The organism is uncultured Chitinophaga sp. (assembly GCF_937874145.1).
GTDB lineage: Bacteria > Bacteroidota > Bacteroidia > Chitinophagales > Chitinophagaceae > Chitinophaga.
In genome coordinates, this window is record NZ_CALNBI010000433.1 from 15794 (window position 1) to 41717 (window position 25924).

27 protein-coding genes are annotated in these 25924 nt (G+C 55.0%); 12 read left to right on the plus strand and 15 right to left on the minus strand.

The window, feature by feature from the left end; all coding sequences use genetic code 11:
- Positions 1–109 precede the first annotated feature (109 nt).
- The 4 genes from Q0510_RS20715 to Q0510_RS20730 form a co-directional block, all read right to left on the minus strand.
- Positions 110–490, minus strand: coding sequence for a VanZ family protein (locus tag Q0510_RS20715; protein ID WP_298715901.1), 381 nt, complete (start codon positions 488–490; stop codon positions 110–112).
- A 47-nt stretch (positions 491–537) separates the two neighbouring features.
- Positions 538–918 (minus strand): glycine cleavage system protein GcvH, encoded by a 381-nt coding sequence (gene gcvH / locus Q0510_RS20720; protein WP_298715903.1) that lies wholly within the window; start codon positions 916–918, stop codon positions 538–540.
- 87 nt (positions 919–1005) lie between these two features.
- On the minus strand, positions 1006–1674 hold the full coding sequence (locus Q0510_RS20725; protein ID WP_298715905.1) for a peptidylprolyl isomerase: 669 nt from the start codon (positions 1672–1674) through the stop codon (positions 1006–1008).
- Positions 1675–1754: 80 nt separating this feature from the next.
- Positions 1755–2090, minus strand: coding sequence for a hypothetical protein (locus tag Q0510_RS20730; RefSeq protein WP_298715907.1), 336 nt, complete (start codon positions 2088–2090; stop codon positions 1755–1757).
- A 259-nt stretch (positions 2091–2349) separates the two neighbouring features.
- On the opposite strand from Q0510_RS20730, the gene Q0510_RS20735 reads away from it, so the two are divergent.
- The 5 genes from Q0510_RS20735 to rsgA are packed head-to-tail and all read left to right on the plus strand — an operon-like array spanning position 2350 to position 7252.
- The gene (locus tag Q0510_RS20735) at positions 2350–3351 is read left to right on the plus strand and encodes a MoxR family ATPase (protein WP_298715909.1); all 1002 of its coding nucleotides are present in this window, start codon (positions 2350–2352) and stop codon (positions 3349–3351) included.
- 26 nt (positions 3352–3377) lie between these two features.
- Positions 3378–4244: a DUF58 domain-containing protein gene (locus tag Q0510_RS20740; RefSeq protein WP_298715911.1), complete on the plus strand. Its 867-nt coding sequence runs from the start codon at positions 3378–3380 to the stop codon at positions 4242–4244.
- A 27-nt stretch (positions 4245–4271) separates the two neighbouring features.
- On the plus strand, positions 4272–5276 hold the full coding sequence (locus Q0510_RS20745) for a hypothetical protein (RefSeq protein ID WP_298715913.1): 1005 nt from the start codon (positions 4272–4274) through the stop codon (positions 5274–5276).
- Between the two features lie 8 nt (positions 5277–5284).
- Positions 5285–6295 (plus strand): VWA domain-containing protein, encoded by a 1011-nt coding sequence (locus tag Q0510_RS20750; protein ID WP_298715915.1) that lies wholly within the window; start codon positions 5285–5287, stop codon positions 6293–6295.
- Positions 6296–6319: 24 nt separating this feature from the next.
- A complete protein-coding gene (gene rsgA / locus Q0510_RS20755) occupies positions 6320–7252 on the plus strand; it encodes a ribosome small subunit-dependent GTPase A (protein WP_298715917.1) in 933 nt (310 codons plus the stop codon).
- Here rsgA and Q0510_RS20760 read toward each other — a convergent pair.
- The 3 genes from Q0510_RS20760 to Q0510_RS20770 are packed head-to-tail and all read right to left on the minus strand — an operon-like array spanning position 7249 to position 8148.
- Positions 7249–7419, minus strand: coding sequence for a hypothetical protein (locus tag Q0510_RS20760; RefSeq protein WP_298715919.1), 171 nt, complete (start codon positions 7417–7419; stop codon positions 7249–7251). The two genes, rsgA and Q0510_RS20760, sit on opposite strands and share 4 nt — an antisense overlap.
- A 12-nt stretch (positions 7420–7431) precedes the next feature.
- Positions 7432–7581: a hypothetical protein gene (locus Q0510_RS20765; RefSeq protein ID WP_298715921.1), complete on the minus strand. Its 150-nt coding sequence runs from the start codon at positions 7579–7581 to the stop codon at positions 7432–7434.
- A 45-nt stretch (positions 7582–7626) separates the two neighbouring features.
- Positions 7627–8148 carry a gamma carbonic anhydrase family protein gene (locus Q0510_RS20770; RefSeq protein ID WP_298715923.1) on the minus strand — a complete coding sequence of 174 codons (522 nt, stop codon included), beginning with the start codon at positions 8146–8148 and terminating at the stop codon, positions 7627–7629.
- Between the two features lie 34 nt (positions 8149–8182).
- Between Q0510_RS20770 and Q0510_RS20775 the strand changes: the two genes are divergently transcribed.
- Positions 8183–9364 (plus strand): aspartate aminotransferase family protein, encoded by a 1182-nt coding sequence (locus Q0510_RS20775; protein ID WP_298715925.1) that lies wholly within the window; start codon positions 8183–8185, stop codon positions 9362–9364.
- A gap of 139 nt (positions 9365–9503) precedes the next feature.
- Here Q0510_RS20775 and Q0510_RS20780 read toward each other — a convergent pair whose 3' ends face one another.
- The 3 genes from Q0510_RS20780 to prfA form a co-directional block, all read right to left on the minus strand.
- A complete protein-coding gene (locus tag Q0510_RS20780; RefSeq protein WP_298715927.1) occupies positions 9504–10187 on the minus strand; it encodes an OmpA family protein in 684 nt (227 codons plus the stop codon).
- A 136-nt stretch (positions 10188–10323) separates the two neighbouring features.
- The gene (locus Q0510_RS20785; protein ID WP_298715929.1) at positions 10324–10893 is read right to left on the minus strand and encodes a hypothetical protein; all 570 of its coding nucleotides are present in this window, start codon (positions 10891–10893) and stop codon (positions 10324–10326) included.
- 134 nt (positions 10894–11027) lie between these two features.
- Complete coding sequence (gene prfA / locus Q0510_RS20790; protein WP_298715931.1) at positions 11028–12104, minus strand: peptide chain release factor 1; 1077 nt, start codon at positions 12102–12104, stop codon at positions 11028–11030.
- Between the two features lie 169 nt (positions 12105–12273).
- Between prfA and Q0510_RS20795 the strand changes: the two genes are divergently transcribed.
- Entirely contained in the window at positions 12274–13440 is a 1167-nt protein-coding gene (locus tag Q0510_RS20795; RefSeq protein WP_298715932.1) for an amidohydrolase family protein, read from the plus strand.
- A gap of 12 nt (positions 13441–13452) precedes the next feature.
- Positions 13453–14550 carry a mechanosensitive ion channel domain-containing protein gene (locus Q0510_RS20800; RefSeq protein WP_298715933.1) on the plus strand — a complete coding sequence of 366 codons (1098 nt, stop codon included), beginning with the start codon at positions 13453–13455 and terminating at the stop codon, positions 14548–14550.
- Between the two features lie 67 nt (positions 14551–14617).
- Here the strand turns inward: Q0510_RS20800 and Q0510_RS20805 are convergent, their stop codons facing one another.
- The 3 genes from Q0510_RS20805 to Q0510_RS20815 form a co-directional block, all read right to left on the minus strand.
- Positions 14618–15106 (minus strand): hypothetical protein, encoded by a 489-nt coding sequence (locus tag Q0510_RS20805; RefSeq protein ID WP_298715935.1) that lies wholly within the window; start codon positions 15104–15106, stop codon positions 14618–14620.
- 13 nt (positions 15107–15119) lie between these two features.
- Positions 15120–15653 carry a MerR family transcriptional regulator gene (locus Q0510_RS20810; RefSeq protein ID WP_298715937.1) on the minus strand — a complete coding sequence of 178 codons (534 nt, stop codon included), beginning with the start codon at positions 15651–15653 and terminating at the stop codon, positions 15120–15122.
- A 95-nt stretch (positions 15654–15748) separates the two neighbouring features.
- The gene (locus Q0510_RS20815; RefSeq protein WP_298715939.1) at positions 15749–16720 is read right to left on the minus strand and encodes a M23 family metallopeptidase; all 972 of its coding nucleotides are present in this window, start codon (positions 16718–16720) and stop codon (positions 15749–15751) included.
- Positions 16721–17013: 293 nt separating this feature from the next.
- Here Q0510_RS20815 and alaS point away from each other — a divergent pair, with 293 nt between their 5' ends.
- Positions 17014–19626 (plus strand): alanine--tRNA ligase, encoded by a 2613-nt coding sequence (alaS, locus tag Q0510_RS20820; RefSeq protein WP_298715941.1) that lies wholly within the window; start codon positions 17014–17016, stop codon positions 19624–19626.
- A 122-nt stretch (positions 19627–19748) separates the two neighbouring features.
- A complete protein-coding gene (locus Q0510_RS20825) occupies positions 19749–20711 on the plus strand; it encodes a PDZ domain-containing protein (protein WP_298715943.1) in 963 nt (320 codons plus the stop codon).
- 69 nt (positions 20712–20780) lie between these two features.
- Here the strand turns inward: Q0510_RS20825 and Q0510_RS20830 are convergent, their stop codons facing one another.
- Both Q0510_RS20830 and Q0510_RS20835 read right to left on the minus strand, forming a co-directional pair.
- Positions 20781–21197: a hypothetical protein gene (locus tag Q0510_RS20830; RefSeq protein WP_298715945.1), complete on the minus strand. Its 417-nt coding sequence runs from the start codon at positions 21195–21197 to the stop codon at positions 20781–20783.
- Between the two features lie 466 nt (positions 21198–21663).
- Positions 21664–23037, minus strand: a complete 1374-nt coding sequence (locus Q0510_RS20835; RefSeq protein WP_298715947.1) for an aldehyde dehydrogenase — start codon at positions 23035–23037, stop codon at positions 21664–21666.
- A 90-nt stretch (positions 23038–23127) separates the two neighbouring features.
- Here Q0510_RS20835 and gatB point away from each other — a divergent pair, with 90 nt between their 5' ends.
- Together gatB and Q0510_RS20845 are read left to right on the plus strand one after the other, a co-directional pair.
- Entirely contained in the window at positions 23128–24585 is a 1458-nt protein-coding gene (gene gatB / locus Q0510_RS20840) for an Asp-tRNA(Asn)/Glu-tRNA(Gln) amidotransferase subunit GatB (RefSeq protein ID WP_298715950.1), read from the plus strand.
- A 174-nt stretch (positions 24586–24759) separates the two neighbouring features.
- A complete protein-coding gene (locus Q0510_RS20845) occupies positions 24760–25911 on the plus strand; it encodes a TlpA disulfide reductase family protein (RefSeq protein ID WP_298715952.1) in 1152 nt (383 codons plus the stop codon).
- The last annotated feature ends 13 nt before the right edge of the window (positions 25912–25924 follow it).

A 25924-nucleotide genomic window follows, 5' to 3' on the forward strand; every position in this document is an offset into this window, starting at 1 on the left:
TCTTCTAACTCGGAGAATATCCCGGAAAATCAAAGATTTGGGGAAATAAAAATGCGCCCGTTTCAAGGCGCATACATTTTCAATAAGTCGTTATTCCCGGCGGAAAAACCTACTTGAGGAACCGCTTTCCGATGTACCGGAAAATGAGCGCGCCCGCAACAGCGCCCGCCGCATCCGCCGCAAGGTCCCACAGGTCAAAGCTCCGGTTGGCCACCAGGTATTTCTGGATAAACTCGATCGCAAGCCCGTAAGCCGTCACGCACAATACGATCAGCGACAGCATCCCCGCCCCGATGTACCCGTGATGCCGGTAATACCCGTACGCCAACAGCAACACCATCCCCCCGAAAAGGAAAAAATGCGCCACCTTGTCCACGTGCATGAAGTCGAGGAAGCCGACCTGCGGAACCGCCTTGCCCGGCATTGTGCATAAAAATAGTATGAGGATGATCCATCCCGCTGCGGGCAGATAATAACGGATCATCCTCATACTAAATGTGTCTTTATTTCTTGATGACTGTGTCTCAGGCATAATGTTTATTCGCCTACCAGCGCTTTGTACTGGTCGGCCGTCAGCAGGCCTTCCACGTCGGCAGGGTTGTTTACAGTGATCGTCACCATCCAGCCCTCACCATACGGGTCGGTATTTACCAGGTCGGGGCTGCCGTCCAGCGCGGGGTTCACCTCGCCAATGGTGCCGGCAACGGGCAGGAACAGGTCGGAAACGGTTTTTACCGCCTCTACGGTGCCAAAAACCTCTTCGGCACCCAGCGACTTGCCGGTCGTGGAAATGTCCACGAACACGATATCGCCCAGTTCACGTTGTGCGAAATCGGTAATACCGATTTTCGCTGTGTTCCCTTCTAATAATACCCACTCGTGGTCTTTGGTGTAACGCAGTTGCGACGGAAAATTCATGTCAAGTTTGATTTTGAGCGGTAAAAATAAAGATTACCGCCAGAATTATAAAAAGTTTGTCATTTTCTAAACGTTAAAATGACATGCCTAGAAGAAAAAGAACTTCTTTTTCAACCGCATTTTCATCCGGATGTCCTCCACCGGCCGGTCGCCCGGCTTCTTCGTGGGCTGCGCCGCGATGCTGTCGATCACATGGAAACCTTTCACCACCTGCCCGAAAACGGTATAGCTCTGGTCCAGGTGCGGCGAACCGCCCCATTCCTTGTACACTTCCCGCTGGTCAACAGGCAGCTTGCGCCCGCCGAGCCGCGTCTGCTCCAGTGTATCCAGCCCGCCGTCGGTCCACTTCTTCCCCTGCACGATATAAAACTGGCTGCCGGACGACTCTTTCGCCGGGTTATTGTCCCGCGCCGCGCCCAGCGCGCCCTTCCGGTGGTACAGATCCAGCTGGAATTCAGCAGGGATGCGGTAATCAGGCCCCCCGTTCCCCAGCGCCGCGCCGGGCTGTGCCCGCCGGCTGCCGGGGTCGCCGCCCTGGATCATGAAATGCTGGATCACGCGGTGGAACAGCAGGCTGTCGTAATAATGCTGCTTCACGAGCTTAATAAAGTTGTCGCGGTGCTTCGGGGTCTGGTCGTACAGCCGGATCACCATTTTGCCGTAAGGCGTATACAGCTTCACTTTTCGGTTGCGCTGCGCCTGCGCGGCCATGGAAACCAGCAGCAACAGCCATAAAACGGGTAGTTTTCTATGCATGGGCTTGATGATGTATTCGTCTTCCGGTCAGGGCCGGGCCGCCGTTGCGTCGCACACTTCGGCGGCGGTGCGGGGCCTGGCTATTCTTCCTCGAAATAATCGATGATATGTTCTTTAATGAACCGCTCCTGCTCTTCCAGCCCCATTTTGGGCACGGGCTGTACCTCTTTGAAGTGCGGCCATCCGTCCTTATCCCGGCCTTCCGGCTCGAAATACCCGCTGCGGCTCAGCAAAGCGCACATGGCGATGTGCATGAGGTCCTGTTTTTGTTCTTTGGTGAACTTCTTTTTCGGGCTGTTCAGTTCCTGGATCCCGATAATCATTAACATGGCTTCCATGTTCGGGGTTTTCCCGAATCTTTCGGTGAGCATGTCTTCCACTTGTTTCCAGCGTATATTGAAATCGTCGTTGTTCATGTTTATTGGCTTTTTATGCCGCAGGCCCTGTCTGGCATTCCTATTGCAGGGCTAACGGACGACAAATGTACGGTTTAGATAAAAAATTGATGTAAATATCGTCCCGTATTCTTAAATTGGAAATTTTTATAAACCATATCTGCTTTTGCCGATCATCTCCCCTGCGCCCGATTTAACAGGTTTTTAACTGCGCAATCCCGCCATGGGAGTAGGTTTAAAAAGCAGAATCCTTATTTTAGCAACCTTGAAATAACAATTCATGGAAAATACCTCGTACGACATCCGTCAGATCAATGAAAAGATTCACCAGGCCAGTGCCTTTGTCGACCTCCTGAATTCGGAGATCAACAAAGTGATCGTTGGCCAGAAATACATGGTGGAGCGCCTCATGATCGGCCTGCTGGCCCAGGGCCACGTGCTGCTCGAAGGCGTGCCCGGCCTCGCCAAAACCCTTTCCATCAAATCCCTGTCGAGCGCCATCGATGCCCGGTTCTCGCGCATCCAGTTCACGCCCGACCTGCTGCCGGCCGACGTCGTGGGTACCATGATCTACAACCAGCAACGCAATGAGTTCATGGTCCGCAAAGGGCCCATCTTCGCCAACTTCATCCTGGCTGACGAGATCAACCGCGCCCCGGCCAAAGTGCAGAGCGCCCTTCTCGAAGCCATGCAGGAAAAACAGGTGACCATCGGCGATACCACCTTCAAACTCGAAGAACCGTTCCTCGTGCTCGCCACGCAGAACCCCATCGAACAGGAAGGTACCTACACCCTCCCCGAAGCGCAGGTCGACCGTTTCATGCTCAAAGTCGTGATCGGCTACCCCACCAAGGAAGAGGAACGCCACATCATCCGCCAGAACCTCGCCCCGGAAGGCCAGGCGAAGATCAACCCCGTTGTGCGCCCGGAGGATATCCTCGAAGCCCGCAAACTGGTGCGCCAGGTGTATATGGACGAAAAGATCGAACAATATATCCTGGACGTGGTGTTCGCCACCCGCAACCCGGAAGATTATAAGCTCGCCAAGCTGAAACCGCTCATCGCCTACGGCGGATCGCCCCGCGCCTCCATCAACCTGGCCCTCGCTTCCAAAGCGTACGCCTTCACGAAGCGCCGCGGATACGTGATCCCCGAAGACGTGCGCAGCGTATGCTTCGACGTGATGCGCCACCGCGTGGGGCTCACCTACGAGGCCGAAGCCGAAAACGTAACCAGCGAAAACATCCTCAGCGAGATCCTCAACGCCGTGGAAGTGCCATAAGACATAAACCCGTCCAGCAACAACCGATGGATACAGCAGAAATATTAAAAAAGGTCCGCCAGCTGGAAATCAAAACCAAAGGGCTGACCAACCACATCTTCGCCGGTGAGTACCACAGCGCCTTCAAAGGCCGCGGTATGTCGTTCAGCGAAGTGCGCGACTACCAATTCGGGGACGATGTAAGGGCTATCGACTGGAACGTGACCGCACGCTTCAACCATCCCTTCATCAAAGTTTTCGAAGAAGAACGCGAACTGACGGTGATGCTGCTGGTAGACGTGAGCGAAAGCGAGACCTTCGGCACCACACGCCAGACCAAGCGCAGCCTCGTTACCGAGCTCTGCGCCGTGCTGGCGTTTTCCGCCATCAAGAACAACGACAAGGTAGGCGTCATCTTTTTCAGCGACGGGATGGAGAAATACATCCCGCCCAAGAAAGGGAAGTCGCATATCCTTTTCATCATACGCGAGCTGCTCTCGTTCGAGCCGAAGAAGAAAGGGACCAATATCGCCGAAACGCTGCGGTTCTTTAACAACGCCACCAAGAAGAAAAGCATCGTTTTTCTCCTGAGCGATTTCTTCTCCGGCAATTACCAGGATGCGCTGAACATCGCCGGCAAGCGGCACGATGTGGTGGGCGTCCAGGTATACGACCGGCGCGACAAGGAGTTGCCCGACGCGGGGCTCATCCGCATGACGGACGCCGAAACGGGCGTATCGCAGTGGGTGGATACCAGCGACCGGAAGGTGCGGGAGTATTACGACCGCCAGTTCCAGCAACACGCGCAGTATTGCCGCAATGCGTTCATGAAGAGCGGTTCCGAACTGATCAGCATCCGCACGGATGAAGATTATGTAAAAGCATTACAGACCTTTTTCCTGAACAGGGTTTAACGAAAAAAGAAGCACGATCAAGACCGGATGAAATTCATCAAGAACATATTCACCACCGCCCTGCTTTGCTGCCTTATGGCCGGCGCTTTCGCGCAGGAGCAGGAGGCAAAGGTGGAATACCAGGATTATTTCAAGGCCACTGCGAAGGCGGATACAACGAGCATCCGCATCGGGGAGCCCGTGAAGGTAACCCTCGACGTCAAAGTGATGCTGTACGCGCTCAAGGGCGCCAACATCAAAGTGATCTTCCCCAACATTCCCGACTCCGCCAACCACATCGAACTGGTGGGGCGCAGCCAGCTGGATACCACCGGGTCCGACGAAAACCAGAAGTTCTGGAAACAAACCGTGACCTTCACCAGCTTCGATTCCGGCCGCTGGGAACTGCCGCCCATGAAGTTTGAAGTGTATTCGGTGACCGACGGGTCTTATGATTCCGTGTACACCGATCCTATCTTCATCGACGTCAATACTGTCGCCGTAGATACCACCAAAGCCTTCAAGCCCATCAAGCCATTGCGGGCGGTGAGCATCAACTGGCTGGATTACTGGTTCTGGATACTGGGGAGCTTCCTGTTGATTACGGCCATCGTGTTGTTCCTTACCATGCGCAACAAGAAAAAAGCGCCGAAACCCGTGCCCGTGGTGCCTTCCCAACCGCCATTCGAACGCGCCCTCGAAGCGCTCGGCAAGCTGGAGAAAGAACAGCCCTGGCACACCGATGTAAAAGGCTATTACACACAACTCACGGACGTGCTGCGCGTGTATTTCGAGCAGCAGTTCAACATACCGGCCATGGAACAGACCACCGCGGAACTGATGGACGACATCAAGCCGGTGACCATCCTGAACCAGCAACGGAACGAAATCTACAGCATCCTCAGCCTGGCCGACCTCGCCAAGTTCGCCAAGCTCCAGCCCACCCCGCAGGAGCATGAGGAATCGCTGCGCAAGGCCAGGGCAGTAGTGGAATGGACGCGCGCCGCCGCCATGCATAAAACCGAACAGCCGGCCACCGGCACAAATTCGTAAAACGACTCATGAACGCGGAACTCTGGAAAAATATTGAATTCGCACACCCGGCCTTCTTCTGGCTGCTGCTGCTCATCCCCGTCTTCATCTGGTGGAGCGTGAGCGCCGGCCGCAAGTTCCAGGGATCGGTGAAAGTATCGTCGCTGCAAGGCCTCAAAGGCATCCCCGTATCCTGGAAAATCCGTTTCCGGCCCCTCCTGCCCGCCCTGCGCATCATTGCATTCGCCGCGCTGGTAGTAGCAATGGCAAGGCCGCAAACCTCCAATACCTCCGAAAACATCGACAGCGAAGGGATCGACATCGTGCTGGGGATCGATATCTCGGGGTCCATGCTCGCGGAAGACCTCAGGCCCAACCGTATGGAGGCCGCCAAGAAAACGGCCATGGACTTCGTAGACAGCCGCATCAGCGACCGTATCGGACTGGTGATCTTCTCGGGCGAAAGCTTCACGCAATGCCCCATCACCACCGACCACGCCGTGCTCAAGCAACAGCTCATGGCCATCCGCAGCGGCATGCTGCAAGACGGTACGGCCATCGGCATGGGGCTCGCTACTTCGGTGGACCGCCTCCGCGAAAGCAAAGCCAAAAGCAAAGTCGTGATCCTGCTCACCGACGGCGTGAACAACACCGGCCTGGTAGACCCGCTCACCGCGCTGGAGATCGCGAAAGCGTATAAAGTGAAGGTTTACACGATCGGCGTGGGCACCCAGGGCAAAGCGCCCTCTCCCGCTACTATGCCCGACGGCAGCGTGCAAATGCAGATGGTGGACGTGCAGATCGACGAGCCCCTTATGAAAAAGATCGCCAGCGAAACCGGCGGTCGCTATTTCAGGGCCACCAACAATACTTCCCTGCAAGACATCTATCACGAAATCGATAAGCTGGAGCGCACCAAAGTGGAAATCACTTCCTACAAACGCTTCAAAGAGCATTTCTTCCCCTTCGCCATGATTGCCCTGGCGGCTTTGCTGCTGGAAGTGGTGCTGCGGTACACGCTTTTCAAGCGGCTGCCCTAGCCTGATTTGCTTTATCTTTACACCGTGCAAGCAACGATTTACAAATCCACCGGCAGTTGGTATACCGTGAAAACGGATGAAGGCGACCTTTACCAGGCGCGGATCAAAGGCGTATTCAAAATAGATGAGACCATCACGTCCACCAACCCCATCGCCGTGGGCGACCATGTCGACATCCAGCTGGAAAGCGGCGAAGAAGGCACGGCCGTGATTACGGGCATTGCCGACCGGAAGAATTATATCGTACGCAGCTCGCCGCAGGGCAAGCATAAAAAGCACATCGTAGCCGCCAACCTCGACCAGGCGGTGCTTGTGGCCACCGTCAGGGAGCCGCGCACCTCGCAGGGCTTTATCGACCGGTTTCTGGTAACGGCGGCAGCCTACCACATCCCCGTTATCCTCGTATTCAATAAGATGGACGTGTACCGCCCCAAGGAAATGGAGCAGTTCGGGCACTGGCAGGCGGTGTATGAAGACATGGGCTATACCGTGTTGCTGACAGGCGCGGCGGAAGGAAAGGGGATAGATGAACTGGGGGAACTACTGAAAGATAAGACCACGCTCATTTCCGGGCATTCCGGTGTGGGCAAGAGCACCATCATCAACGGGCTGATTCCGGGCCTGCAGCTGAAAACGAAACAAGTGAGCGGCTGGAGCGGGAAGGGTTTACATACCACTACATTCGCCGAGATGTTCGACCTGCCTTTCGGCGGCCGCCTCATTGATACGCCGGGCGTCCGGGAATTCGGCATCGTAGATATCCCGAAAGCGGAATTATCGCATTACTTCCTGGAGATGCAGCCTTACATCCAGCAATGCCAGTTCAACAACTGCCAACACCTCGACGAGCCCGGGTGCGCCGTGAAAGCCGCCGTAGAAGCGGGCGACATCGACCTGGACCGCTACGTCAGCTATGCCACGATCCTGGCTACGATCAACGAAAATGATTACGATTAATTTCTTCTCAGGAAGCCGAAGAAGCCTTTCTTTTTGGGCGCATTCATCTCATCCATCACTTTTTCGGCGCCGAGGTTGCGCGCAGGCGTCGGGCATCCCGTTTTCTGGGACCTGCAGGCCATGGCCATAACCGTCAAAACGGACAGGCAAACGAAAAGTTTCCGCATAACCAGGGGATTTTAGAAGAGTTTCATTTGCTTGCCGGCTTTGCTGTTCTGCTTCATATTGCCGGAATTGTAAAATGTGCTGCCGGGGCAGCCTTGTTTCTGGGAGGCGCATCCTGCGAACAGGAACGACGCCCATAGCCCAATCATCCATTTTGATTTCATAGGTCCGGGATTAGGCCTGCAATATAATAATTTTTTATAAGATGACTATACCTGGTCGCGGAACCAGTCGGCGTACATGATGTAGTTATTGGCAATGCGGTCGATTTCCCCGGAGATCAGTTCCTGGGAGATGGTTTTCACCTTTTTAGCGGGCACCCCGGCATAGATGCATCCGGCTTCCACCTGTGTATTTTCCAACACAACGGCGCCGGCGGCAATGATGGTATTGGAGCCGATGTGGCAATTATCCATCACGATGGCGCCCATTCCGATAAGCACGTTATCTTCCACCGTACAGCCGTGTACAATGGCGTTATGGCCGATGGATACGTTGTTGCCGATGTTGGTTTTCGTTTTCTGGTAAGTGGCATGGATCACGGCGCCGTCCTGGATATTGACTTTATCGCCCATCCGGATGCTGTTCACATCTCCCCTCACCACGGCATTGAACCAAACGCTGCAATCCTTTCCCATCACCACATCGCCTACGATGGTGGCATTCGGCGCAATGAAGCAATTGTCGCCCATTTGCGGGTGTACACCCTTTACTGGTAATATTACTGGCATGATACAAATATAGAACTTCACTAACTTCGCCCCAATGAATAACAGGCAGCTTTTTTTACAGCATGTGGCGCAAACCTCAGACGCCCCCCTGGCGCTGGAGATGGTGAAAGCGCAGGGAATGTATATGTGGGACGCTTCCGGCAAGCAATACATCGATATGATCGCGGGCATCAGCGTCTGCAATATCGGGCATTGCCACCCGGCTGTTGTGCAGGCCATCCGCGAACAGGCGGAAACGTATATGCACCTCATCGTGTATGGCGAATTCGTGCAGTCGCCCCAGGTGCAGTACGCCACATTCCTCACCCAACATCTTCCCGCATCCCTCAACTCCGTATACTTCACGAATTCCGGCAGCGAAGCCACCGAAGGCGCCATGAAACTGGCCAAACGCCATACCGGGCGCACGGGCATCATTGCGTTTAAGAACAGCTACCACGGCTCTACACAGGGTTCGCTGAGCATCATTGGCGACGAATACTGGCGCAACGCTTACCGCCCGCTCCTCCCCGACGTGCTGCACCTGCAGCACAACGATATGGGCATGCTGGAGCAGATCACCGGACGGACCGCCTGCGTGATCGCGGAAACCGTGCAGGCAGAAGCCGGCGTGCTGGCGCCGTCTGTTGAATGGATGCAGGCCCTTCGCGCGCGCTGCACCGAAACGGGAACGCTTCTCGTGCTCGACGAGATCCAGTGCGGCCTCGGGCGCAACGGAACGCTCTGGGCCTTCGAACAATATGGCGTGGTGCCTGACATTCTTTTGGCAGGGAAAGCCCTGGGCGGCGGCATGCCCCTGGGCGCGTTCGTCGCCAACCGGGATATCATGTGGAGCCTCACCAGCCAGCCCGTCCTCGGCCATATTACCACCTTTGGCGGACATCCGGTAGCCTGTGCCGCGGGGCTTGCGGGCATGAAGGCCCTTTTGTCTGAAAAGATGATGGATGGGATTTTCGAAAAGGAGCAGCTTTTCCTCCGCCTGCTGCAACATCCGAAAATTAAGGCCGTACGGTCGCGGGGGCTCATGCTGGCCGTGGAAGTGGAAGACTTCCCTGCCTGCAAGAAAGTGATCGATTATTGCATCGCCAACGGGCTCATCACCGACTGGTTCCTTTTCGCCTCCAACGCGATCCGGCTGGTGCCGCCACTGATTATTTCCGAAGAAGAAATCCGCAAAGCCTGCGCAATCCTGCTGGCAGGACTGGACACTTTATAAAGAAGTACTTATACTACGACAAGCCGCCAGGGACATGGTCTCAGGCGGCTTTATGTCGTGGACATCATGGCAAAAAAAATCCTCCCGGGAAACCGGGAGGACCGTTCAAACTGCTTATGAGAAAATTCAACTAAAAAGCTTATTTCTGACCAGCTTCGTTTTTCGCTTCAGATTTCATTTTATCGTTAGCGAAGATCGAGAATTCCACACGACGGTTTTTAGCGCGGTTGGCTTCGCTGTCGTTGGGGAATTTAGGCTGGGTCTCGCCGTACCAGAAGGTTTGCACGCGGTTAGCGGAAACGCCCCGGCCAACGAGGTAGTTGGCTACGGATTTTGCCCGGCGCTCGGACAGGCCGTAGTTATAGGAATCTGAACCGGTATCGTCGGTGTGGCCTTCCACACGAACGTGGGTATCCGGGTATTTGTTCAGCACTTGCGCGAGCTCCTGGATGTTGCTCTGAGCGGTGGAAGTGAGGTCGGATTTATCGAATCCGAAAAGCACGCCGGAATCGAAGGTTACGTTGATACCTTCACCTACGCGTTCTACGGTGGCGTTGGGCACTTCGTTCTTGATTTCTTCTGCCTGCTTGTCCATTTTCTTACCGATCAGTACACCTGCGGTACCGCCTACGGCTGCACCGATGATGGCGCCAAGGGCAGTGTTACCTGCTGCTTTACCGATTACTGCGCCGGCAGCTGCGCCGCCGCCAGTACCGATCACGGCTCCTTTTTTAGTATTGTCCATGCTCTGCCACGTGCTGCAGGAGCTAAAAACAAGAATACCTGCCATCGCTATCGCCACAAATGCATTCATTCTTTTCATCTTGGTTAAGTTTTATTGGTTTGAGTGTGCTAGCTAAATCAAAATCTTTGCCAACAATTTTTTACTGCTGGTAATTTTTTGTGTATCAATGCATAAGGGATAACGGTTATGTAGATATAGCGTAATTCCCGATTCGTTACTTCCCGAACAAACCGCCGAGCAAGCCGCCGAGGCCACCGCTGCTTTGTTGTTGTTTGGCGCCGTTGGAGATCATGGCCGTGAGGTCCTGCATGTCTACATCGCCGTCGCCGTCTTTATCCAGTCCGAATTTACCGAGCAGGCCGCCGAGGTTGAGCCCGCTGGCGGAACCGCCGGTGAGGGAACCGATGATGCTGTCGAGGGAAAAAGAACTATCGCCGGGGTCGTTGGTTTTCTTCACGAGGGAGCCCAGTACCGAGGGGATGAGGGAGCCCGCGAGCGAAGCTGCCGCGCCGCTGTTGAGGTTGAATTTGTCCATAAGGTTCTTGATGAAATTCCCCTGGATGCCGTTCACCAGCGGATTGGCGCCATCGGGGGCGCTGCTGCCGTTGAAGAGGCCCATTACTTCCTTCACGTTGCCATTTGCCAGGGCGGATTGCAGGCCCTCGGCGATGGAGTGGGAAGCTTCGCCGATCACGGCATCATTTTGTTCGTTGGGCACGGCAGGGTTGGCAACCACTGTTTCCTGCGCATTTTCGCGGACCAGTTGGACTAATTGATCTAACATTTTGTGAAGTTTAGGGTGGATAAATACAATATTGTAACCCGATAGATTCAGGACGTGTGCAGGATTAATAACATTTCCCTTCCGCAAATTGTTGCGAAAGTAAAATGCCCCGGCCTGGGGACGACAGCCGAAAATTACATGCCCAGCTGGTCGCCGGTCTTCATCTTCTCGGCGTTTTCAGCGAACTGAAGCGCCTGCACCATTTCATCGATGTCGCCGTTCATGAACGCGTCGAGGTTGTAGACGGTCATACCGATGCGGTGGTCCGTCACGCGGCCCTGGGGGAAATTGTAGGTCCGGATTTTCGCGGAGCGGTCGCCCGTGGAAACCAGGGATTTACGTTGCGAAGCGATCGCGTCTTCATGCTTGCGCACCGCCGCTTCGTAAATGCGGGTCCGGAGCATGCGCATGGCGATATCGCGGTTGGAGTGCTGGCTGCGGCCTTCCTGGCATTCCACCACCACACCGGTGGGAACGTGGGTCAGGCGTACGGCGGACTCCGTTTTATTTACGTGCTGGCCACCCGCGCCGGAAGAGCGGAAAGTGTCCATTTTGATATCGGCGTCGCGGATTTCCACGTCCACTTCTTCCGCTTCGGGCAGTACGGCCACGGTGGCGGCGGAGGTATGGACACGGCCGGAGGCCTCGGTGGCGGGAACGCGCTGAACGCGGTGAACGCCGGATTCGAATTTGAGGGTACCGTATACGTCATCGCCGGACACTTCCACGACTACTTCCTTGTAGCCGCCTGCGCCGCCGGCGTTTTCGTTCATGATAGAAGTTTTCCAGCCTTTGATCTCGCAATAACGGAGGTACATGCGGAGCAGGTCGCCGGCGAAAAGCGCGGCTTCGTCGCCCCCGGTGCCGCCACGGATCTCGAGGATGGCGTTCTTCTCGTCCTGCGGGTCTTTCGGGATCAGGAGGTTCCGGATATCGGCTTCCATCTGGTCTTTCTGTTCCGCGAGGCCTTCGGTTTCTTCCTTGGCCAGTTCGCGCATTTCCTCGTCGCCGCTGTCCAGCACTTCGCGGTTGAAGGCGATGGCTTCCAGCAGTTTGCGGTAAGCGTCGTAGGCCTTTACGATCTTTTCGAGCTGGCGGTATTCTTTGCTCAGCTTGCTGAATTGTTTGTTATCGCTCACCACTTCGGGGTTGGTCAGCGCCATGGAAACTTGTTCGTATCGGCCTTTAATGGCGTCGAGTTTATCTATCATATTCGGTTATCCGGATTAATTATCAGCAATTTCGGCGAAGGTTTGGCGTTATTACGCCATTATTATCCCTGCCTGCCTTGCCGGTTCGGGTTGCAAAATTACGTTTTTGCCGGTTATTTTAAGCGCTGGATGAGGGCCCTTCCGGCGAACATTCCCTAAATTCACCCTTATGATCAAGATTACAGCAGACGATATATTTGACGGTAGAAAATTTCATGGCCCCGACCGGGCGTTGGTGCTGGACGATAACGCCACTGTTTCGGCGCTCGTTCCGCTCTCGTGGGTGGGGGAGGATTTTATCAGGGTGGAAGGGGTACTCAGCCCCGGTTTCATCAATACTCATTGCCATCTTGAGCTTTCGCACATGAAGGGCGCCATCCCCCCCGGCACCGGCCTCCCCGCCTTCCTGACGGCCGTCATGGAAAACAGGCAGCCCCCCGCCGCGGAAGTCCTCGCTTCGGCGATCGACTCCGCCGCCGAAGACATGCACGCCCGGGGGATCGTGGCCGTCGGCGATATCGCCAATACCGCCGCCACCGCCGCTGTCAAAATACGGACCGCCCAACAAACCGAATGGCGGACTTTCGTGGAATGCATGGGCGTGTCCGACCAGTTCGCCCCCCAGCGCCTGGAACACTCCCTGTCTGTGCTGGCCCAATTCCGCCAGCACAGCATCTCCGCCAACCTCGTCCCCCACGCCCCCTACTCCGTTTCACCCACATTGTTCCGCCTCATCAACGGCCTCCAGCATAACGATCTCATCTCCATCCATAACCAGGAATCCCAGGCTGAAAACGAATTGTTCCGGCACAAAACCGGCCCTTTCCTGGATTTTTACCGCCATTTCAACATGGACGCTTCCGGCATCGGGGGCGCCGGCCTCAACAGCCTGCCCGCTTACATCGGGTATTTCGACAAAGCGCAAACCGTCCTCCTCGTCCATAACACATTCACCACCCGGGCCGACGTGGAATCCGCGCTTTCCCGCACCGGTGACACATATTGGTGCCTCTGCCCCAACGCCAACCTGTACATCGAAGGCATGCTGCCCGACGTTCCCATGCTCATGGGCACGCCCGGCGCCAATATCACGCTGGGCACCGACAGCCTCGCATCCAACCACCAGCTTTGCATCTGGAGCGAAATCACCACCCTTCGCGAGAAATTTCCTTCCATCCCCCTGGAAACCATGTTGCAATGGGCCACGCTCAACGGCGCGGAAGCCCTCGGGATTGCGGACCGCTTCGGCAGCTTCGAAAAAGGGAAATCTCCCGGCATTGTACAGATCGTAAATAACGAAGCCCGGCGACTCCATATGCAATCGCTTATTGTGTAGATTTGCACCGCTATGAACGAATTCCTGAACCAACATTTCCTCGAAAACTCCGTCCGCAACTACCTCATCGTGGCGGGCATCATCCTTTTCATTTTCCTCATCCGGCGGTATCTGTCCAAAAGTCTCGCCGCAGGCCTCTACAAACTCATCCGGCACTGGTCGCCCGGCATCCAGCAGAACGCTTTTGTAGAGCTGCTGCTCAAACCGATCGAATATTTCCTGCTGATGACAGCCGTGATCATGGCCAGCAACCACCTCGTATTTCCCGAAGCGCTGAACATCGTGATATTCAACCGCGCCGTGGAGCCTTTCACGATGAAAATGCTCCTGGCGTTTGTGCTGAAGATCGTGCTGAGCATGACTTTCATCATGATCCTGCTGCGCCTGATCGATTTCTTCGCGCTCATCCTCGAACAAAAAGCCGGCCTCACAAACGACAAAACCGACGACCAGTTCGTCATATTCTTCCGCGATTTCTTCAAAGCCATCGTGTACATCATCGGGGCGATGATCCTTATCAACATCCTTTTCGGAAAAGAACTGGTCAACAAGCTGGTAGCTGGTCTTGGCATCGGTGCGGCGGCCCTCGCACTCGCCGCCAAGGAAAGCATCGAGAACCTCATCGGTTCGTTCATCATCTTCTCCGACAAACCTTTCCGTGTAGGCGACAGCGTTAAAGTTGACAATATAACCGGAACGGTGGAAAAGATCGGGCTGCGCAGCACGCGCATCCGCACGCTGGAGAAAACGTTCGTGACGGTGCCGAATAAGAAAATGGTGGACAGCGTGCTGGACAACCTTTCGCTCCGCACGCAGCAGCGCGTGGCGCAGAAGCTGGAACTGTCGGGCGATACGCCTCCCGGCCCCGTGCTCGCCGTGGTGAAAGACATCCAGGCATATCTCGGCAAACAGCGCGAGGTGGAAGCTGGTTTCAACGTGAACCTGCACGATTTCGGGAAAGATTCCCTCATGCTGCAGATCATTTATATGACAAACATCCTCGAAGGCATACCGTACCTGGAATTGCGCGAACGCGTGAACCTGGAAATGCTCGCCATCCTGGAAAAACATGGCGTCCGCCTGGCAACCAGGGAAGCCGGCGCCGCTTGATGCCTGAATCAATAAAAAATCCCCCCATGGCCAGGCCGCGGGGGGATTTTTCGTTCTATGGAAATATCTACTTCGCGTTCATTTTCATGAGAATCTGCGCCAGGTCGTCTTCCACGGTGTTCTGTGCAGCGCCGGCAATGCGGCCTTCTTCTTTCCCATCGCGCATCACGAGGATGGCGGGAAATTTCTTCACTTTGTAACCATCGGCTTTGGCATCGCCGGTGGCGCCGGAACCATCAACAGCGTACATATGAATGCTTTCTTCCGGAACGCTGGACAGGATCATCACTTTATAGAACTCGGAAAGCAGCTTGCGGCTGGCTTCGTCGGAAGGGTTTACCAGGGCCACCAGCTGAATTTTGTCCTTATTGGACTTGATATAATTAACCATGGTGGAGTTGGCGTTGTAGCGGTTGATACCGGTATGGAACCAGGCGTAGGAAGAATCGTTGACGAGCTGTTTCATATCGAACTTGCCTTTGAGCGGCTGACTCTGGGCCATGGTCACGGTTGACAGCAACAATCCGCATCCCAGTAAAATGGTTTGTAAACGCATAATGTCCTATGTTTTATAATTGATCTTTTAACTCCGTTAAGAACGTCCTCACTTTTTCGAGGGACTTGACCATTTCGAAGTTGCGGGAAGCGATGCGCTTGTCTTCCCGGAGCTTCTGTTTGGCGCCTTCGATGGTGTACTTTCTTTCGCGCAGCAGGTGGTAGATGAGTTTGAGGTGCTGGATATCTTCTTGTCTGAAGAGGCGGTCTCCTTTCCGGTTTTTTTTCGGCTGGAGGATATCGAACTCATTTTCCCAGTAGCGGATGAGCGAGGTATTGACGCGGAACATACCGGCTACTTCGCTGATCGAATAGTACTGTTTGTCGAGGGTTAGTTTTTCCAGTTCCTGGATGACGTGCGGATCACCGGACAGCTCTTTAAGACTTTTGCGGCCCCGTTTTTTGCCCTTTACCGGAGCTTCGCCAGCAGGAAGCGGAGCTCCCGGCGCCGGAGGGGCGCCGTTTTCCAACCCGGGCTCGCCGGGCGCTGGCTGTTTTACGGTCGGGGGCTGCGGCGGGAGGCCGAATAAGTCCAGTTGCTGCATCATAACCGAAACTAATTGATAATGAAAAAGATTACGGATACAATATTACGGAATCCATCCCATGAACTGAACCGCCATTTCCTTCAATAATCATTCCATTAATCGAAAGACTGGTTGCCGGAGCGGGCGATCTTCAGCATGCGGTCGAACTCCTCGGGAGTAAGATCATTATAAAAGAAGTAGACCGGATCCACTTTCACGCCGTTCTTCATCACTTCGTAATGGCAGTGCGGGCCGGTGGATTTACCGGTGCTGCCCACCCATCCGAGGATGTCGCCGCGCTTGACGGACTGCCCGCGCTTGGCTTTGATGCGCACCATGTGGCCGTAAAGGGATTTGTAACCATATCCGTGGTTCACCACCACGTGGTTGCCGTATCCGACGTCGCTGAGGCTGGCTTCTTCGATGACGCCGTCGCCGGTAGCGTAGATCGGCGTGCCGGAAGGAGCGGTGAAGTCGAGGCCGGAGTGGAATTTCACGGTTTTATAGATGGGGTCGATGCGGTAACCGAAGCCGGACGCGATCCGGTCGAGGTCTTTGTTCGCCACCGGCTGAATGGCGGGGATCGACGCGAGCATTTTTTGTTTGTTCTTGATAAGATCTTCGATCTGGAGGTAGGATTTTTCCTGGAGCGCCACGCGGGAGGCGATTTCGCCCAGCAATTTGCGCGTAGCGGCGATGATCTCGCTTTCGGGTTTGACGGAAAGGGCCAGGTTTTCTTTCGTCTTCTCGTCTTGTCCGGCCCTCACGCTATCAGGGATGGGGGCCGCTTCGAAGATGACGCGGTAGATTTCGTTGTCGCGGTGCTGGAGCTCGCCGAGCTGGGATTTGAGTTCCTTTACCTGGTCTTGCAGGTTGCCGTATTCTTCCTGCATGTTATCCAGGTCGCGGCGGAGCATCGTTTCCTTCGGGGAATCGAGGAAGCGGTAGGAAACGGTGAGGAACAGGATGCCGGTCACGATGGCGGCCGACAGGAAGCCGAGGATCCGGAGGATTTTCACCTTCACGGACACTACGAGCTTTTCGTATTTCAGCGTTTGAGTGTTATAAAAATACTTGACTTTCTTCATGCACCTTTAAGGGTTGATAGCAGCGAACCATAGAACGCCCCCCGTTAAAATTTATTATGAGCCTGACCAGGCCCGGTTTTTCCCCGGAAAATGGCGATTAGCTAGTTATGATTATTTCGATATTTTTGCACCGCATTCCACCTTGCGCTTAAAAATTGAAAGGGTTTTTGCCGTGGGTCCGCAAACCTAAGCGAAATAGGCTAAAACGTCAACCTTTTGAACAAATTAACACCAATTTCAGGACGGATGCAATTATAACTATAAAATCAGATATTAATACCGACTAATATTTTATGACCGCAGCCCAGATCAGGCAACAGTTCCTGGATTTTTTCGCCTCTAAGGGTCATCACATCGTCCCTTCGGCGCCGATCGTAGTGAAAAACGACCCCACCCTGCTGTTCACCAACGCGGGGATGAACCAGTTTAAAGACATCTTCCTCGGCAACAAGCCGGCGCAGTGGTCCCGCGTGGCGGACACCCAGAAGTGCCTCCGTGTGAGCGGCAAGCATAACGACCTGGAAGAAGTGGGGATCGACACCTATCACCACACCATGTTCGAAATGCTCGGGAACTGGAGCTTCGGGGATTATTTCAAGGAGGATGCCATCGCCTGGAGCTGGGAGCTGCTGACGGAAGTGTACAAACTGCCGAAAGACCGCCTGTACGTGACCGTTTTCGAAGGCGATGCCTCCGAGAACCTGCCGGCTGACACGGAAGCCCTGGAATTCTGGAAGCGCCATATCGCGGAGGACCGCATCCTCATGGGCAACAAAAAAGATAATTTCTGGGAGATGGGCGACACCGGCCCCTGCGGACCTTGCACCGAAATCCACGTCGACTGCCGGACGGAAGCCGAAAAAGCCGCCGTTCCGGGGAAGGACCTCGTGAACAACGACCATCCGCAGGTGATCGAGATCTGGAATAACGTATTCATGCAGTTCAACCGCATGAAAGACCGTTCCCTCGTTCCCCTTCCCGCCAAACACGTAGATACCGGGATGGGCTTTGAGCGCCTGGTAAGGGTGCTTCAGGGCAAGCAATCCAACTACGACACCGACGTGTTCATGCCCCTCATCCATGCCACGGAGAAACTCTGCGGCAAAAAATACGGTGAAACCGAAAAAACGGACATCGCCTTCCGCGTGATCGCCGACCACATCCGCGCCATCTGCTTCACCATTGCAGACGGCCAGCTGCCCGCCAACAACGGCGCCGGCTACGTGATCCGCCGCATCCTCCGCAGGGCTGTTCGCTACTACTTCTCCTTCCTTGACGTGAAGAAGCCGCTTCTCCATGAACTGGTGCCCGCGCTCGCGGAAGAATTCAAGACCGTTTTCCCGGAACTGGCCAACCAGCTGGATTTCGTGAAGAAAGTGGTGTTTGAAGAAGAAAATGGCTTCCTCCGCACCCTGGAAAGCGGGCTTGGCCGCCTGGAGGCCATTACCGCCAGCGGGCATAAAACCATCGAAGGCGCCGTGGCATTCGAACTGTACGATACTTTCGGCTTCCCGATCGACCTCACCATGCTCATCGCTTCCGAAAAAGGATTCAAAGTGGATGAGGCTGGGTTTACCGCGGAGCTACAGAAACAAAAAGACCGCTCCCGCGCCGCCACCAAGCTCGACATGGGCGACTGGTCGATCCTTGACGAACAACCTTCCGGAATTTTCATCGGCTACACCGAGCTGGCCGCCGATGCTAAAGTGCTGAAATACCGCAAAATCACGGCAAAAGGCAAAGACCAATACCAGATCGTGCTGGACAAAACCCCCTTCTACGCTGAATCCGGCGGGCAGGTGGGCGACACCGGCACACTGTATTTCGGCTCCGAAGCCATCGCCGTTACCGATACCAAAAAAGAAAACGACCTCATCGTACATTTCACCGACTCCCTCCCGGCACATCCGGAAGCAGCCGTGAAAGCCGAAGTGGACGCCGATAAACGCAGGGACATTGCCCGCCACCACTCCGCCACACACCTCCTGCACGCCGCGCTCCGCCTGATTTTGGGCACGCACGTGGCGCAGAAAGGCTCGCTGGTGAATGCGGATTACCTCCGCTTCGACTTCTCGCACTTCGCAAAAGTGACCGATGAGGAACTGGCAGCCATCGAAACGATCGTTAACCAGAAGATCCGCGAGAACATTCCCGTTATCATCCGCGAAATGCCCCGCGACGCCGCGATGGAACTCGGCGCTATGGCGCTTTTCGGCGAGAAGTACGGCGAAACCGTTCGCGTGGTGACCATCGACCCTTCTTATTCCCTGGAGCTCTGCGGCGGCACCCACGTGGGCCATACCGGCGAGCTCGGCCTCTTCAAATTCCTCTCCGAAGGCGCGGTAGCGGCCGGTGTGAGAAGGGTGGAAGCCGTAACCGGCGCAAAAGCGGAAGCTTATGTGAATGAACAGATCGCGCAGCTGAAAGAAGTGAAAGCCGCCATCAAAAACCCGAAAGAGCCCGCCAAAGCCGTGGAAACGCTCGTAGCCGAGAAAGCCGCCCTCGAAAAGCAGCTCGCGGCTATCGAGCTGAAGCAGGTGCAACAGGGCGCGGCAGCGCTCCCCCGGCAGGCGGTTTCCGTGAATGGCGTGCAGTTCCTCGGCACCGTGCTGGAAGTTTCCAGCGGCGACATGCTGCGGCAATACGCCCTCGCGCTGAAAGACCTTCTCACAGCGCCCTTCGCAGCAGTGCTCTGCGCCAACGCAGGCGGCAAAGCGCAGGTGGTAGTCCTCCTGTCCGACGATCTCGCGAAAGACAAAGGCCTCAATGCGCAGAAGATCATCAGAGAACAGGTAGCCGGCCTCATCAAAGGAGGAGGAGGCGGCCAGCCCACACTGGCAACAGCCGGCGGGCAAGATGCCAGTCAGTTCGCTGCCGTGATTGAAAAAGTGAAAAGCATCCTCTAAATAGAAAGGCTCCTCCGGGAGCCTTTTTTTTAACATTCCCTTATCGTCCCCTGCCCTTTTTTAACATTTTTTTACCCGCTCCCGCGCTTACATTTGCCCTGTCACAAAAACACCGACGACATATGCGCAAACTTCTTTTTTCCGGCAGCTCGCTTCTCCTCGCCTTTACCCTGGCTTCGACCGCGGTATCCGCCCAGGACGCCCGTAGCCAGAAGCTGGGAGAATACGATGAAATCATCATCAAGCGTAAAGGCGAAGCAAAAGACGCGAAAGTGACGGTTGAGATCAAAGACGGCGAAGTGCTCGTAGACGGCAAGCCCATCCGCGATTACCAGGGAGAGAATATCTCTGTAAAACGCCGCGTCGTTACGCCCCGCAACGGCAATTTCCCGGACGAAGCGCCGGCTTTCTCATTTGAAAACGACATCCGGCCCGGTCCGGCGGTTTTAGGCGTGATCACGGAGAAATCATCCGCTGAAGGCGCAACGGTTACGGAAGTAGCCGAAAACAGCGCGGCGGCCAAAGCAGGCCTCAAAACCGGCGACGTGATCACCAAAATCAACGACACGAAGATCACCGAGCCCCAGGAGCTGTTCGAAACCATCGGCAAACTCCAGCCCGGCAACGAAGTGACCGTAACCTATTTACGCGATAAAAAAGAACAGAAAGCCAAAGCCACCCTCATGCCGCGCAATAGCGCCGAAGACGAGATGCGGGGCCGCCGCTTCCGGACGCCGCGCATGCCCGACGAGCCCCGGACATTCACCATGCCCCGCGGCTTCGACGAGCTCTTCAACCCGAACGCCCAACCCAAACTGGGCCTCCAGGTGCAAGACCGTGAAGAAAACGACGGCGCCACCGTACAGTCCGTGGAACCGGGCTCAACGGCAGAGAAAGCGGGCTTCAAAAACGGCGATATCATCCTTTCCTTAGACGGAAAACCGGTGAAAAACGCCCGCGAAGTTTCCACAGGATACCGCGAAGCGAAAGATAAATCCACCCTCACGTTCGGTATCCGCCGCAACGGCAAATCCGAGACGCTGACGGTGAAAGTGCCGCGCAAGCTGCGCTCCGAAAATTTGTAAACAGTAAGGCAGATATAGTTTAAGTGTAAAGCAAAGAGAAGCGGCCCGGGTTCATCCCGGGCCGTTTTATTACTGTTTGTCATTGGGCTGCCACGACCGGATGAACGATCCCAACTGCGATATCCTTTCATCGACGACAGACATCTGCACCATCAACCGCTTCCTTCGTAACGTCGCTTTTTGACTTTCAGTAAGATTAGCATTTTTGAGAAGCTCATCTATCTCGGAAATAATCGTCCCTTTCTTTCTGTCTGTCCAGAAATTCTTTATCCACTGCAATACAAGCGGGTTACAAACAGACCACAGGAATTTGATAATGAGCGTGACGGGTGGAGCTATCATAAAAAGGTAACTTTTAAATGAATGCTCATCCGGTAATTGCTGCGCAAGGTTAACCAACGCGATCCCCCCGCTCGCCCCAACCAAACTATCCAATCTAATTGAAAAAGCTGGAAGGAGATTCGGGCGTGATGCAGAATGCTCCATCTGTCATTACTTTTCTTCCAATAAAACATCCAGGAATGCGATCATTGCGTCCGCATCATGTTTTCTAAAATCCAGTTCTACTTTCCTACCTGTTTTACTGACGATGGTTAGTTTCCTGGTGGGCTTGAAAACAAAAATCAAACTATGGATCACGAAAATCAGGATGGGGGCAAAAAACAATGTCGATCCGATGATCAAACCGTAATCATATACTGTCATAAAATTTGCATTAAAATGAAGACTGTTTTTTACACCGACAGGGTTAAATCAAACTAAAAATTTTCTGTAAAAATTTAAATTGTGAACCACAATCGGCGACAAAGCGATAGCCGCGAAGGTGATCAATAAGATTTGGTTTGTGGTCATATGAATTGATTTAATAGTTCAATTCAATAGTAACAATTCTCCAAACGCAAAACTTTTTCGCCACCTTTTTTTATGAAAAATTGGAAGGGAAAATCTCGCATTATTTCTGCATCATTTTCAACACCTTCAGCTTATTGCCGAACGGCGGGTATTTCACCGGAACATCCAGCCAGGTGCCGGTTTTCATCACGCCTTTGATGTGTGAGAACTCATCGAAACTGAAGCGCCCGTGATAGCGCCCCATACCGCTGGGGCCGATGCCGCCGAAAGGCATTTCCAGGTTCGTGAAATGAACAAGCGTGTTGTTGATGCACCCGCCGCCGAACGCAATTTTATCGATGAAGGTTTGCGCGGTGCGCGCACTTTTTGTGAAGATGTAAAGCGATAATGGATAAGGATTGGATGCGATCATTTTGACGGCTTCCGCAGTGTCGTTGTAAGGAATCACCGGCAGGACGGGCCCGAAAATTTCCTCCTGCATCACCTTCGCTCCCGGCTTGATATCAGTCAGGATCGTAGGCGCGATATATTTATCGGCACGGTCGGTTTGCCCGCCGGAGAAAACGTTCCCTTCGCCCAGGTACCCCGAAAGGCGGTCGAACTGCCGCTCGTTGATGATCCGTGGGTAGTCGCCACTTTTCGATGGATCGTCGCCATAAAACTGCTTCACCGCATCGCGCAGGTGCTCCAGCAATTCGGGCATGATCTTTTTGTCCGCCAGCACGTAATCCGGCGCAATGCACGTTTGTCCCGCGTTCCAGCATTTCCCCCAGACGATCCGCTTTGCCGCGGTTTTAATATCCGCGCGGGCGTCTACCACGCAGGGGCTTTTACCGCCCAGCTCCAGCGTAACGGGCGTCAGGTGCGGCGCGGCCATTTCAAGGATCTTGCGGCCCACGGGGATGCTGCCGGTAAAAAACACATGGTCGAAGCGGTGGGCCATGATTTCGGGGACCACCGTGGCCCCGTCGCCCGTGACGGTCGCAACGTGCTCCGGCGCAAAGGCGTCAGCGATCACTGTAGCCACCACCGCTTCCGTGGCGGGCGCCAGCTCGGAGGGCTTCACGATGGCGCAGTTGCCCGCCGCTACGGCCCCGATGAGCGGGTTCACCACCAGCTGGAAAGGGTAATTCCAGGGGCCGATGAGGAGCGTCAGCCCTTTCGGTTCCCTGTACACCGTGCTGGAGGACGGGTAATGCATCAGCGGGGAACTGACGGGCTGGGGGCGCATCCATTGGCGGAGATTGGTCAGCGTATGGTCGATTTCGTCGTACAACAGCCCTACTTCGCTGGCAAATGCCTCTACCGGCGCCTTGCGGAGATCCTCATTCAGGGCCGCCAGGATATCGTTTTCATGCCTTTTGAGGGATTTTTTCAGCTTCTTGAGCGCCGATTTGCGGAACGACAGGGAGCGGGTGGCGCCGGAGTCGAAAAATGCGCGCTGGGACTGGTGTATGTCTTGAATAGCAGCCATAGGGTGATTGTTGGATATACAATTTCGTGAAAATTCCCTGCTTTTTTGCAGTTTGAATATCTTTGTACGAATCAGCAGTGATATCAACTTATGAGCGCGAGCATCGATTATAACAAATATGAAGCGGTAATTGGCCTGGAAGTGCATGCCCAGCTGCTGACAGCCAGTAAATTGTTCAGCAGGGATTCCGCTGCCTTCGGCGGCCAGCCCAACACCCATATCAGTCCTGTAACGCTGGGCCACCCCGGCACCCTGCCCTTCATGAACCGCAAAGCGGTGGAACTGGCCATCAGGCTGGGGTTCGCCTGCCATTGCGCCATCGAGAAAGAGAACTTTTTTGCCCGTAAAAACTATTTCTACCCGGACCTTCCGAAAGGATACCAGGTCAGCCAGCACACCGCTCCCATCTGCGTGGGCGGGTATGTGCCGATTTCGGTGGATGGCCAGTCGCGCAATGTGCAGCTGAACCGCATCCACCTGGAGGAAGACGCCGGGAAGTCGCTGCACGACCAGGACCCCTCCAATTCCATGATCGATTATAACCGCGCGGGCGTTCCCCTCGTGGAGATCGTGACCGAGCCCGACCTCAGCTCGGCCGACGAGGCGTACGCCTACCTCACGGAGCTCCGCCGCCTGGTGCGCTGGCTCGATGTGTGCGACGGCAACATGGAAGAGGGATCGATGCGCTGCGACGCCAACATTTCCATCCGCCCGAAGGGCGACACCAACCTCGGCACCAAGGTGGAAGTGAAGAACATGAACTCCATCCGCAACGTGAAGCGCGCCATAGAAAACGAGATCAAACGCCAGATTGAGCTGGTGGAATCCGGCGGTACCATTACCCAGGAAACCCGCAGCTTCGACGCCTCCAACGGCGGCTCGTTCTCCCTCCGCTCGAAGGAAGAGGCCAACGATTACCGGTATTTCCCCGAGCCCGACCTGGCGCCTTTCCGGCTGACAGACGGCTTCCTCGACCAGGTGCGCCGCTCGCTGCCGGAGCTCCCGGAAGAAAAGGTGGCCCGCTATACCAGTCAGCTGGGCCTTCGCGAGTACGATGCCCGGGTTATCTGCGACGACCGCGACACCACTATATATTTCGAAGCGCTGATGGCCGAAACGCCCCATTCGCAGGCTGCTTCCAACTGGATGCTCGGCCCCGTGAAATCGTGGCTCAACGAGCGCAATGCTTCCATCTCCGAATTCCCCGTTTCCCCGGCATCCCTGGCCGCGCTCATCGCGCTGATCCAGGATGGCAAGGTGAACTTTTCCATCGCCTCCTCCCGTATCATGCCCGCCATGATCGAACAACCCGGCAAAACGCCGCTGGAAGTGGCTACGGCCCTCAATCTCATCCAGGAAACCGATGCCGGCAGCATTTTACCGGTTATTGATGCGGTCCTGGAGAAATTCCCGGCTAAAGTGGCCGAATTCAGGTCAGGAAAAAAAGGCCTGATCGGCATGTTCGTGGGCGAAGTGATGAAAATGAGCGGCGGAAAGGCAGATCCCAAGCTGACCAACGAGTTGTTGCTCAAGCGCCTCAACGGGTAAGCGCACCAACGCACCATTCATCCCTGTCGTCTCCCGCTGGTCCGCATACCGCAGGGAAATGACCCTTTCAGGGGATGCCATACTTCCGCCGGCTATATAATTTTAACATTTACTGCAATCCCTTCCGGGGATTTAGGACTATTTTTGATTGAAATACCAATAAAAGAAAAGCCCATGAAACAATTTGCGATTTGGCTGACGGGAGCGGCCGCCTTATTTATGGCAAGCTGCGACAGTCACACGGAGAAAGGCGCGTTCAAGATCGATGTGCAGCTGGCGAATACTCCCCTGGAAAAAGTGTACCTGGAAGAAGTGATGGAAAGCTCCACCAAAATCGTGGATACCACCGCCGTAAAAGACGCTTCCGGCAAGATCACGCTCGAAGGCATGGTGCCGGAGCAGGGCCTTTACGCCATCCGTTTCGAGAGCGGTAAGTATATTTTCCTCGCGCTCGACGCCGGCGACATGAGCATCACCGGTGATTACAACGATCTCGAGAAAATCCAGGTGAAAGGTTCGGAAGCGACCACCGAAATCCTCCAGCTCCTGAAATACTACAGCGAAAAATCGCAGACCCTCAGCAAGGAAATGCAGGCGATCGACAGCCTTCGTATGGCTCAAACGCCCGACAGCGTGCTGGACGCCCGCCGCCTCGCCATGGAGCAGGAAACCAGGAACTTCCGCGAGCACTTCCTCGCAGCGGCCCGCTCTTCCCGCAACCCCGTTCCCGCGGTATTCGCCATGGAACTGGCAGGGTTTGAAGACGCCGCCGACCGGATCGCCCATAAAAAAGATTTCCAGGATATCGCCAAGCGGTTCCCCGATAACGGATTCGTGAAAAACACCCTCGCCGGCCTCACTGCCCTGGAGCAGGGCGCCGGCGAAGAAACGAGCGCAGGCCCGGCTTCCATGATCGGACAGGTGGCGCCCGACTTTGTGCTGCCCGATCCTTCCGGCAAGCAAATCCATCTCAGCTCCTTCAAGGGAAAATACGTACTGGTTGATTTCTGGGCCAGCTGGTGCGGCCCCTGCCGTCAGGAAAACCCCAATGTGGTGGCTGCCTACAATCAATACAAGAATAAAAACTTCACCATCCTCGGCGTATCGCTCGACAAGGAAAAGGCCAACTGGCTGAAAGCGATCTCCGACGACCAGCTGACCTGGACGCATGTGAGCGACCTGAAGTTCTGGGAATCCTCCGTTGTTCCGTTATACGGCATCAACGCGATCCCGACGAACATCCTGGTAGACCCTGCGGGCAAGATCATCGCCGCCAACCTGCGTGGCAGCGCGCTGGAAAGCAAGCTCGCTGAAGTGTTGAAATAAGATATTTACAGCA

Excerpts from the sequence above, each read along its gene's own strand:
- Q0510_RS20715 (WP_298715901.1), bottom strand. The coding sequence starts at position 490 with ATGAGGATGATCCGTTATTATCTGCCCGCAGCGGGATGGATCATCCTC.
- gcvH (WP_298715903.1), bottom strand. The coding sequence starts at position 918 with ATGAATTTTCCGTCGCAACTGCGTTACACCAAAGACCACGAGTGGGTA.
- Q0510_RS20725 (WP_298715905.1), bottom strand. The coding sequence starts at position 1,674 with ATGCATAGAAAACTACCCGTTTTATGGCTGTTGCTGCTGGTTTCCATG.
- Q0510_RS20730 (WP_298715907.1), bottom strand. The coding sequence starts at position 2,090 with ATGAACAACGACGATTTCAATATACGCTGGAAACAAGTGGAAGACATG.
- Q0510_RS20735 (WP_298715909.1), top strand. The coding sequence starts at position 2,350 with ATGGAAAATACCTCGTACGACATCCGTCAGATCAATGAAAAGATTCAC.
- Q0510_RS20740 (WP_298715911.1), top strand. The coding sequence starts at position 3,378 with ATGGATACAGCAGAAATATTAAAAAAGGTCCGCCAGCTGGAAATCAAA.
- Q0510_RS20745 (WP_298715913.1), top strand. The coding sequence starts at position 4,272 with ATGAAATTCATCAAGAACATATTCACCACCGCCCTGCTTTGCTGCCTT.
- Q0510_RS20750 (WP_298715915.1), top strand. The coding sequence starts at position 5,285 with ATGAACGCGGAACTCTGGAAAAATATTGAATTCGCACACCCGGCCTTC.
- Q0510_RS20760 (WP_298715919.1), bottom strand. The coding sequence starts at position 7,419 with ATGCGGAAACTTTTCGTTTGCCTGTCCGTTTTGACGGTTATGGCCATG.
- Q0510_RS20765 (WP_298715921.1), bottom strand. The coding sequence starts at position 7,581 with ATGAAATCAAAATGGATGATTGGGCTATGGGCGTCGTTCCTGTTCGCA.
- Q0510_RS20770 (WP_298715923.1), bottom strand. The coding sequence starts at position 8,148 with ATGCCAGTAATATTACCAGTAAAGGGTGTACACCCGCAAATGGGCGAC.
- Q0510_RS20775 (WP_298715925.1), top strand. The coding sequence starts at position 8,183 with ATGAATAACAGGCAGCTTTTTTTACAGCATGTGGCGCAAACCTCAGAC.
- Q0510_RS20780 (WP_298715927.1), bottom strand. The coding sequence starts at position 10,187 with ATGAAAAGAATGAATGCATTTGTGGCGATAGCGATGGCAGGTATTCTT.
- Q0510_RS20785 (WP_298715929.1), bottom strand. The coding sequence starts at position 10,893 with ATGTTAGATCAATTAGTCCAACTGGTCCGCGAAAATGCGCAGGAAACA.
- prfA (WP_298715931.1), bottom strand. The coding sequence starts at position 12,104 with ATGATAGATAAACTCGACGCCATTAAAGGCCGATACGAACAAGTTTCC.
- Q0510_RS20795 (WP_298715932.1), top strand. The coding sequence starts at position 12,274 with ATGATCAAGATTACAGCAGACGATATATTTGACGGTAGAAAATTTCAT.
- Q0510_RS20800 (WP_298715933.1), top strand. The coding sequence starts at position 13,453 with ATGAACGAATTCCTGAACCAACATTTCCTCGAAAACTCCGTCCGCAAC.
- Q0510_RS20805 (WP_298715935.1), bottom strand. The coding sequence starts at position 15,106 with ATGCGTTTACAAACCATTTTACTGGGATGCGGATTGTTGCTGTCAACC.
- Q0510_RS20810 (WP_298715937.1), bottom strand. The coding sequence starts at position 15,653 with ATGATGCAGCAACTGGACTTATTCGGCCTCCCGCCGCAGCCCCCGACC.
- Q0510_RS20815 (WP_298715939.1), bottom strand. The coding sequence starts at position 16,720 with ATGAAGAAAGTCAAGTATTTTTATAACACTCAAACGCTGAAATACGAA.
- alaS (WP_298715941.1), top strand. The coding sequence starts at position 17,014 with ATGACCGCAGCCCAGATCAGGCAACAGTTCCTGGATTTTTTCGCCTCT.
- Q0510_RS20825 (WP_298715943.1), top strand. The coding sequence starts at position 19,749 with ATGCGCAAACTTCTTTTTTCCGGCAGCTCGCTTCTCCTCGCCTTTACC.
- Q0510_RS20830 (WP_298715945.1), bottom strand. The coding sequence starts at position 21,197 with ATGGAGCATTCTGCATCACGCCCGAATCTCCTTCCAGCTTTTTCAATT.
- Q0510_RS20835 (WP_298715947.1), bottom strand. The coding sequence starts at position 23,037 with ATGGCTGCTATTCAAGACATACACCAGTCCCAGCGCGCATTTTTCGAC.
- gatB (WP_298715950.1), top strand. The coding sequence starts at position 23,128 with ATGAGCGCGAGCATCGATTATAACAAATATGAAGCGGTAATTGGCCTG.
- Q0510_RS20845 (WP_298715952.1), top strand. The coding sequence starts at position 24,760 with ATGAAACAATTTGCGATTTGGCTGACGGGAGCGGCCGCCTTATTTATG.